The organism is Geminicoccus sp. (assembly GCF_035556675.1).
In the GTDB taxonomy this organism is placed as follows: Bacteria; Pseudomonadota; Alphaproteobacteria; order Geminicoccales; family Geminicoccaceae; genus Geminicoccus.
This window is the reverse complement of record NZ_DATMFZ010000262.1, coordinates 20,731-28,764: the sequence shown is the minus strand read 5'-3', so window position 1 is coordinate 28,764 and position 8,034 is coordinate 20,731. Positions and strand designations below refer to the sequence as shown.

Annotated in this window: 7 protein-coding genes and 1 pseudogene; 3 read left to right on the top strand and 5 right to left on the bottom strand. The window is 69.8% G+C overall.

The genetic code is table 11. From position 1 onward, the window contains the following. A pseudogene (locus VNS22_RS18580) lies at positions 1–269 on the top strand (hypothetical protein); the annotation flags it as partial. A gap of 192 nt (positions 270–461) precedes the next feature. On the opposite strand, the gene mnmA reads toward VNS22_RS18580, so the two are convergent. The 4 genes from mnmA to VNS22_RS18560 are packed head-to-tail and all read right to left on the bottom strand — an operon-like array spanning position 462 to position 3,501. After that, entirely contained in the window at positions 462–1,577 is a 1,116-nt protein-coding gene (gene mnmA, locus VNS22_RS18575) for a tRNA 2-thiouridine(34) synthase MnmA (protein ID WP_325735042.1), read from the bottom strand. A gap of 24 nt (positions 1,578–1,601) precedes the next feature. Then, positions 1,602–1,928: a 2Fe-2S iron-sulfur cluster-binding protein gene (locus VNS22_RS18570; protein ID WP_325735040.1), complete on the bottom strand. Its 327-nt coding sequence runs from the start codon at positions 1,926–1,928 to the stop codon at positions 1,602–1,604. Between the two features lie 7 nt (positions 1,929–1,935). Next, complete coding sequence (locus tag VNS22_RS18565; RefSeq protein WP_325735038.1) at positions 1,936–2,265, bottom strand: iron-sulfur cluster assembly accessory protein; 330 nt, start codon at positions 2,263–2,265, stop codon at positions 1,936–1,938. Positions 2,266–2,316: 51 nt separating this feature from the next. Continuing rightward, entirely contained in the window at positions 2,317–3,501 is a 1,185-nt protein-coding gene (locus VNS22_RS18560) for a cysteine desulfurase family protein (RefSeq protein ID WP_325735036.1), read from the bottom strand. Positions 3,502–3,748: 247 nt separating this feature from the next. Between VNS22_RS18560 and VNS22_RS18555 the strand changes: the two genes are divergently transcribed. Together VNS22_RS18555 and tyrS are read left to right on the top strand one after the other, a co-directional pair. Then, complete coding sequence (locus VNS22_RS18555; RefSeq protein ID WP_325735034.1) at positions 3,749–4,420, top strand: alpha/beta hydrolase; 672 nt, start codon at positions 3,749–3,751, stop codon at positions 4,418–4,420. A gap of 61 nt (positions 4,421–4,481) precedes the next feature. Next, entirely contained in the window at positions 4,482–5,723 is a 1,242-nt protein-coding gene (gene tyrS / locus VNS22_RS18550; RefSeq protein WP_325735032.1) for a tyrosine--tRNA ligase, read from the top strand. A gap of 14 nt (positions 5,724–5,737) precedes the next feature. Here the strand turns inward: tyrS and VNS22_RS18545 are convergent, their stop codons facing one another. Then, positions 5,738–8,032, bottom strand: coding sequence for an AsmA-like C-terminal domain-containing protein (locus VNS22_RS18545; protein ID WP_325735030.1), 2,295 nt, complete (start codon positions 8,030–8,032; stop codon positions 5,738–5,740). Positions 8,033–8,034: the final 2 nt, after the last annotated feature.

Below are 8,034 nucleotides of genomic sequence, written 5' to 3'. Positions count from 1 at the left end.
GCGACCATGTGCCCGCGCAGCCAGCCCGACCTGCAGGCACCATGGCGAGCGAGGCCTATCGCTTCACCTGTCCCTCCGGACAGACGCACGAGATCGTGGTGCCCTATCTGGACTTGGCGAAGCTGGCGGTGAAGAAGTCCTTCGCACGGAGCATGGCCTGCAACCTGGTCGACGACATGCAGGTAGTCATGCAGGCCTGCATGGCCGACTTCGGCAGGAGCGATTGCGGCGAAGGGCTGGAACGGGTGGCGGAGGATCCGCTGGGCTGAGGCGACCTGTGCCTCGGCCGGCGCACCGGAACCCGGCCGTTGCGGGAGCGGCACGGTGTCCGACCGGCAGACGGCATCCCGGATCACGATGGGCGCGCTCCATGGTGCTAGATCGGTAGAGGGTGGTTCCAGGGTCGGGACCGTGCACCAGCACTTGGCCGTCAGGAGCGGCCGGCCGTGCAGCACCGCGGTTCAGCCTGCGGCCTGCTCGATCCAACCGCCGCCTACCAGGCGGCTGCCGTCATAGAGCACGCATGCCTGGCCGCGGGCGATGCCCAGCTGCGGTTCCCGGAATTCCACCTCGACCCGCCCGTCCGGGCCACTGCGCAGCGTGGCCGGCTGGGCCGGCTCGTTGTAGCGGTGCTTGGCCATCACCTCGCCCGGCAGCACACCGTCCGCGGCCCCCACCAGATGCAACCGGTCCAGCAAGGCCCGCCGCATCCGGGCGCGGGCCCTGGGCGCGATCGTCACCCGCCGGGTCACCGGGTCGATCTCCGTCACGTACATCCGCTCTGGTGCGGCCACACCCAGGCCGCGTCGCTGGCCGACGGTGATCCCCGCCAAGCCCTTGTGCCGGCCCAGCACCCGTCCGGCGTCGTCGACGATCTCGCCGCTCTGGCCGGCCTCCGGACGCAGTGCCGTCACCACGCTGGCATGGTCGCCGTCCGGCACGAAGCAGATGTCCTGGCTCTCGGCCTTCTCCGCCACCGGCAGGCCCAGGCGTTGCGCATGGGCACGGGTCTCGGCCTTGGTCAGGGCGCCCAGCGGGAAGCGCAGGCGGGAAAGCTGAGCATCGGTGGTGGCGAACAGGAAGTAGCTCTGGTCCTTGGCGCTGTCCCGCCCACGGTGCAGCTCGGTGCGCTCGGACGTGCGCAGGCGGCGGACATAATGGCCGGTGACCAGTGCTGCGGCACCCAGCTCCTGCGCGCTGTCCAGCAGATCGCCGAACTTGATCCGCTCGTTGCAGCGCACGCAGGGAATGGGGGTGCGACCCTCCGCATAGCCCGCCGCGAACTCGTCGATCACCTGGCGGCGGAAGCGCTCCTCGTAGTCCAGCACGAAATGGGGGATGCCCAGCCGGTCGGCTACCGCCCGCGCATCGCGGATGTCGCGGCCGGCACAGCAGCTCCCGGCACGGCCGGTCGCCTGGCCGTGGTCGTAGAGCTGCATGGTGATGCCGACCACGTCGAAGCCGGCCTCGGCCAGGAGTCCGGCACAGACGGAGCTGTCGACCCCGCCGGACATGGCCACCACCACCCTGGCGCCGGCCGGCAGGTCGAGATCGGCAAGGAGATGGTCAGCATTCACGAGGTCGGTGTCCAGGCAAAGCCGTCAATCATCCAGGAGGCTTGAGGACGGCACGTCCACGACGATGCCGTCCAGCTGCCGGTCGAGGCGGACCTGGCAACCCAGGCGCGAGGTCGGCTGCCAGTCCGGCGCCAGGTCCAGCATGTCCTCCTCTTCCGGCGAGGGTGCCGGGACCAGGTCGAACCACGGGTCCGGGATCCGGACATGGCAGGTGGCGCAGGCCATGGAGCCGCCGCACGCCCCCTCCAGCTCCAAACCCGCCGCCCGCGACGCTTCCAAGAGCGTGCTGCCGGCAGTAGCGCCGACCTGACGCTCGCTGCCGTCCGGCAGCCGGAACCGGACCTGGATCACGCCCGGATCAGACGTGGAAGCTCTCGCCGCAGCCGCACCGGCCCTTCTCGTTCGGATTGTTGAACACGAAGGAGGCACCCAGCTTGTCCTCGACGAAATCCACCTCGGTCCCGGCGACATAGGGCAGGGCTGCCGCCTCGATCACGAAGGTCACCCCGCCCACCTCGATCGCCTGATCGTCCTGCGCCACGGCCTTGGCGAAATCCAGCGAGTAGCTCCAGCCCGAGCAGCCGCGCGGCTTCACGGCGAGCTTGATGCCCGCGGCATCCGTCTGGGTTGCCAGCAGTTCCCTGACCCGCGTCGCCGCCCGGTCGGTGATGCTCAGTGCCTGTGCCATCGTCTCACCATCTGCTGCCAAACCGCCGGGAACGCCCGTTCCGGCAAGCCATCATGTCGCAACTGTCATGCCATTCGGCAAGGGCAGTGCCACGCCGGCCCCGGCCCCGGCGGGCCGGTGCAGCCCGGTGATCGCATCCGCCGCCCGGTCCACCTCCGCCTCGGTGCTGCTCCAGCCGAGGCTGAGCCGCAGGGCGCAGCCGGCCAACGCACCCAGGCCCATCGCCTGCAGTACATGCGAGGCCTGGACCTTGCCCGAGGAGCAGGCGGCCCCGGCGCTCACCGCGATGCCGGCGAGATCCAGGCGGATGACCTGGAGCTCGGCCGGCCGGCCGGGCAGGATCAGCGTGGTGATGTGCGGGGCCCGGGGTGCGGCATCCCCGGCAATCGCCGCATCAGCGCCCGCATCGGCCAAGCCCGCCAGGAGCCGCGCCTCCAGCCGGTGCCGCAGCCCCAGGAGGCGTGTGGGCTCGAGCGGATCGAGCAGCCGGATCGCCTGGGCGAAGCCGGCAATGCCCGGCAGGTTGTGGGTGCCGGCGCGCCGGCGGCCCTCCTGCCCACCTCCGCGCAGCCGCGCCGGAAGCACCAGGCCCGGTCGGGCCGCCAGGGCGCCCACTCCCTGCGGCCCGCCGATCTTGTGCGCGGAGACGGTCAGGAGATCGCAGCCCAGTGCCGCCAGGGTCACGTCGGGCAGCTTGCCGAATGCCTGGACCGCGTCGACGTGCAGGAGTGCCCCCGCGGCACGGACCTCGGCCGCGAGCCGCTTGATGTCCTGCACCACGCCGGTCTCGTTGTTGACCAGCATCACCGAAACCAGGCCCGGGCGATGCTCGGCGAGCACCTCGGCCAGCGTGGCCATGTCGATTAGCCCATCCGGTCCTACCGGGATGCGCGGCGCTTCCGGGACAGCCTCCAGCACCGAGGCATGCTCGGTAGCGCCGACCAGGACCGGCCGGCCGGCTGCGGCACCCAGAGCCAGATCGTTGGCCTCGGTGCCGCCGGAGGTGAAGGTGATGCCGTCCGGGTCCACACCGAGCGTATCGGCCAGCAGGGTACGGGCATCCTCCAGAATGCGCCGCGCGGCCCTGCCCTCGCCATGCACCGAGGAGGGATTGCCGAAGCTCGCCAGAACCTGCGCCATCCTCGCCACCACTTCCGGCCGGACCGGGGTCGTGGCCGCGTGGTCCAGATAGACTCGCCCGGATGCCAGTACCGGGGTCTGCGTCAGCTGGTGCACATTTCCTTGAATTCCGCCCTCTCCCCGCGCTAAACGACCTGCGATCGTGCGCCGGCCTGCCCGCCGCGCGTTGCGCGTGTTCGGTTCCCCAGCACGATGCGATGCGTACCGTGGCATGGTCTGGCGTGGATCCGGACGTGGGAGCCACGTTCGAGGCAGTATAGGGACGTCCCAAGACGGCAGCAATGATCCGCCCCCGCACGGAGGGTGGACCTGCCTTGCCGATTCGGTCGTAGCGGAGTTTTCGATGCCTGAGGTGATCTTCAACGGTTCGGATGGCCGGCTCGAGGGCCGTTACGTCCACGGTGAAGGCCCGACCTCCCCGCTCGCGGTGATCCTGCACCCGCATCCGCTTCATGGCGGTACGATGAACAACCGCATCGTCTACGCCCTGTTCCAGATGTATGTGCGGCGCGGCTTCTCGGTGCTGCGCTTCAACTTCCGCGGTGTGGGCCGTTCACAGGGTCAGTTCGACCACGGCCAGGGCGAGCTGCGCGATGCCGCAGCGGCACTGGACTGGATGCAGTTGCACAATCCCAACGCAGCGGGTGTCTGGGTGGCCGGCTTCGGCTTCGGCGCCTGGATCGCCATGCAGCTCCTGATGCGCCGGCCCGAGGTCGTGGGCTTCATCTCGGCAGGCCTGCCGGCGAACATCTACGATTTCGGCTTCCTGGCGCCCTGCCCGTCCTCGGGCCTGATCGTCCATGGCGAGCGCGACGTGGTGACCCCGGTGGAATCGGTGCACAAGCTGGTCAACAAGCTGAGCCAGCAGCGCGGCATCACGATCGACTTCGACCTGATCGAGAACGCCGACCACTCGTTCAGCCAGCACATGGACCGGTTCGTGGGCACCTGCGAGCACTACATGGACCGGCGCATGAATCGCATCCCCGGTGAGGCGCTGCTCACCGCCCGCTGAACCTCCGGCCGGGCCCCTGCCCGGCCGACTTTTCCAAGCCCCTGCAAGAAGCCAGAAGAACGTGACCGGTCATCGCTCCGAACTCCTGCGCGAGCTCCATGCCCGCGGGTTCGTCCACCAGTGCACCGACGAGGCGGCCTTCGACGAGGCTACCGCGGCCCAGGCGATCACCGGCTATATCGGCTTCGACTGTACGGCGCAGAGCCTGCATGTCGGCAACCTCGTCTCGATCATGCTGCTGCGCACCCTGCAGCGCTTCGGCCACCGGCCGATAGCATTGGTGGGCGGCGGTACCACGCTGGTGGGTGACCCGTCCGGCAAGGACGAGCTGCGCAAGATGCAGACCAGGGAAAGCCTGGAGGCGAACAAGGCCGGGATCCGCGCTTCCCTGGCGCGGTTCCTCGAGTTCGGCGCCGGCAAGGCCACCATGGTCGACAATGCCGACTGGCTGCTCCAGCTGGGTTACATGGAGTTCCTACGCGAGTACGGCCGGCACTTCACCATCAACCGGATGCTGACCTTCGATTCGGTCCGGCTCCGGCTGGAGCGCGAGCAGCCGCTGACCTTCCTCGAGTTCAACTACATGCTGCTGCAGGCCTACGACTTCCTGGAGCTGTCCAGGCGGCTGGGCGTGCGGCTGCAGATGGGCGGCTCGGACCAGTGGGGCAACATCGTGAACGGCGTGGAGCTCGGCCGGCGGGTCGACAACGTCCAGCTGTTCGGCCTGACCACGCCGCTGATCACCACCGCGTCTGGCGAGAAGATGGGCAAGTCGGCCGGCAACGCGGTCTGGCTGAACGACGCCATGCTCTCGCCGTTCGACTACTGGCAGTTCTGGCGCAACACCGAAGACCGTGATGTCGGCCGTTTCCTCAAGCTCTACACCGAGCTGCCGCTGGACGAGATCGCGCGGCTGGAGCGGCTGGAAGGTGCCGAGCTGAACGAGGCCAAGGCGATCCTGGCCACCGAGGCCACGGCACTCTGCCATGGCCGCGCCCAGGCGGAGCAGGCGCGCGCCCAGGCGCAGGGCGTGTTCGGCGGCGGCGACCGCACCTCCTTGCCGGTGGTGGAGCTGCCGGGTACCGAACTGGCCGAGCAGGTGCCCCTGCCGGACCTGTTCCGTCTGGCCGGCCTTGCCGCCAGCAATGGCGAGGCGCGCCGGCTGATCCAGGGCGGCGGTGCCCGCCTGGACGACCAGGCGGTGGCCGATCCCCAGGGGACGGTGGCCCGCGCCCTGCTGGAGCAGGGCGTCAAGCTGTCGGCCGGCAAGAAGCGTCATGTGCTGGCGCGCCTCGCCGGCTGAACCTCCTCCGGAAGCTAGCGCGGCCGGATCGAGCGGAGGAGGTCGCGCACCACGCCCGGCACCAGCACCGAGCTGGTCGCCAGCTTGGCCTGCGGGTCGTCCAGCGTTCCGGTCAGGGTGAAGTCGGCGTTGATCGCGCCCAGCCCCTTGCTGCCGCCCAGGATCGTGCCGATGATCGGAATCTGGCCGATGAATCGGTTGATCGGATAAAGCGGGGTCACCTCGCCCGACATGTCGAGCGCCCGAGTCTGCCGGTCGAGGCTGCCGCTCACCCGGATGCCTACTGGCCCTCCGGTCATCCGCGCCCGATCGATCCGCAGCATCGGGCCGTCGATCTGGAAGGGCAGGACGATCTTTTGGAAGGGCAGCGGGTCCTGCCCGGCCATGCTGATCGTGGTCGGGCCGAGATCGACCCGGCCGGACGCCTGCAGGTCGGGGACCTGGCGGCTCAGGTCGGCCGCGATCTTGAGGCTGCCGCCGCTGATCGCGTCGGTAATGCCCAGGCCCGCGAGCAGCCGGCCGGCATCGGCCGCGTGCAGCTCCAGTCGGTGCCTTCCGGCCATGGTCGCCGGCGTGATCGCCAGTGACCCGGGTCCGGCCAGGTCGAAGTCCAGCTGCACGTCCTCAAAGCCATCTGTACCGCGCTGGACGTGTCCGTTCAGCTTCGTCAGGCTGCCATCCTCCAGCTCGACCTGATCGATCGCGATCTCGAGCTTGAGCGGAACAGGTGCCGGCGCATCCGGCCCGCCGGCAGGAGTGCTCGCGACATAGGCGATGCCCGCGGGCAGGCGCAGCCGCTCGCCGGCCACTCGGCCGCTCATTCCGCCGTCCGCCGCCAGCAGCAGATCGGCGGTGAGGCTGGAGCCCGGCAGGACCAGCTCGTCCAGATGCAGGAGCCGCCCACCTTCTGCCGTTGCCAGCGAACCCTTGGCGCGCTGGGCACCGGCATCCAGCGCGAACCGCTCGATCGCCCAGTCGTCGGCACCGTCGAACCAGGCGTTCAGAGTCAGCCTGCCCGGCTGCCCGACCGGCTTGTCCAGGCCGATCGTTTCCTCCGCGACGCCGAGTTTCGCCAGATCGGCGTCGATGTCGGCATGCCATACGTCGTGGACGTCCTGGTGCAGCTGGCTGCTCACCAGGGCCGTGCCGTGCAGCATGTCCGGCATGACGATGCCGAACCGCTCGAGGAACTCCCGGCCGACCTCCCCCTTCAGCGCCAGCCGGCGCTCGTCCTGCGGGCCGTGCCAGCGGTCGTGCAGCTCGAAGCTGAGCGGATTGTCGTACAGCCTGGCCTCGCCGCTCGTGGCGATGGTGCCGTTGCGCGCGCTGAAGCTGCCGCTCGTGGCGGTGAGCGGCAGGGTCACCGGCAGGTGCAGCACGACCGCCACGTCCCGGAACCGCGCATCCACCTCGAGATCGACCGCTTCGGGCGTGATCTCGCCGGCCAGCGGAATGCCGACCCGCACCTGCCCGTCGACCTGGCCGCGCATCCCGTCCGGCCCGACCAGATCGCCCGGGATGATGCGCAGCGGCGGTCCGGCGAGGAACCGGTAGAGCGCATGGGCACTGCCATGGGCATGGCCGCTGAACCGCAGGTTCGGCGGCAGAGAGTCCGTGACGTGGTCGATCGTCACCTCGAACTGCTCGGCGGTCAGGTTGGCGCCCGTGGCACTTGGACCGCTGATCCGCAGCGTGCCGTCCTCGATCCGGATGTCAGCGCTGGGCGCCTCGACCACGGGCAGCCCGTTGGGCAACTGTGCCACCACCTGCGCCGCGTCGACCTGCAGCCGGAGATCGGCAGGGCCGCTCTCGACGAAATGGTACGTGAGCTCGCCGGTACGGATTTGGCCGGCCTGGATGATCTCGCGCAGCAGGTCCCGCACGTCGGGCAGGAGTGCTGGCGGCCAGGCCGAGAGCAGGGTCGGTGCGTCCGTGTCGACCACCCGGAGATCGGCATCCAGCAGCTCAAGAGGCAGTGCAAAGTTCAGGCTGAGGCGCTCTGCCTGGACCGGGGCAGCGCCACCGATCCGGACCGGGCCGGCGCTCAGCACCCAGCCGCCGGAACCGGCCGGGCCTCGGGCCAGGGTCAGTCCCTCGATCTCGACCGGCCGCCCGAGCCGCTGTTCAACCGGTGCTTCCAACCAGGATGCCAGAGGCTGCAGCGACAAGGGGCCCTGCTGGAGCCGCTGGTACAGGGCGAAGCCACCCAGCAGGGCCACCACCAGGAGTACCGCGACCAGTGCGGCCAGGACCCGCAGGCTGCGCACGACCCAGCCCTGCCGCTTGCCGCCGCCGCCCGGCGCAGCCACTC

Excerpts from the sequence above, each read along its gene's own strand:
- VNS22_RS18565 (WP_325735038.1), bottom strand. The coding sequence starts at position 2,265 with ATGGCACAGGCACTGAGCATCACCGACCGGGCGGCGACGCGGGTCAGG.
- VNS22_RS18555 (WP_325735034.1), top strand. The coding sequence starts at position 3,749 with ATGCCTGAGGTGATCTTCAACGGTTCGGATGGCCGGCTCGAGGGCCGT.